Origin of the sequence: Psychrobacter sp. W2-37-MNA-CIBAN-0211, assembly GCF_040309405.1 — a bacterium.
In the GTDB taxonomy this organism is placed as follows: Bacteria; Pseudomonadota; Gammaproteobacteria; order Pseudomonadales; family Moraxellaceae; genus Psychrobacter; species Psychrobacter glaciei.
Genome location: NZ_JBEOOU010000364.1, coordinates 1 through 257, shown reverse-complemented (window position 1 = coordinate 257; position 257 = coordinate 1). Strand labels below are relative to the sequence as shown.

Here is a 257-nt window from a genome sequence, read left to right as displayed (position 1 = left end):
AGTATACGTACTTTCGAAAGATGAAGGTGGTCGTCATACTCCATTCTTCAAAGGTTACCGTCCACAGTTCTACTTCCGTACAACTGACGTAACAGGTGACGTACAGTTACCAGAAGGCGTAGAAATGGTAATGCCTGGTGATAACGTTAAGATGACTGTAACGCTAATCGCGCCAATCGCGATGGACGAAGGTCTTCGTTTCGCTATCCGTGAAGGTGGCCGTACTGTAGGTGCTGGTGTTGTAGCAACTATCGTAG

At 47.1% G+C, this 257-nt stretch carries 1 protein-coding gene; it reads left to right on the top strand.

All coding sequences use genetic code 11. The annotated features are described in order from the left end of the window. On the top strand, window positions 1–257 hold a 257-nt coding region (locus AAEY72_RS15525), incomplete at both ends, for an EF-Tu C-terminal domain-related protein (protein WP_502945407.1).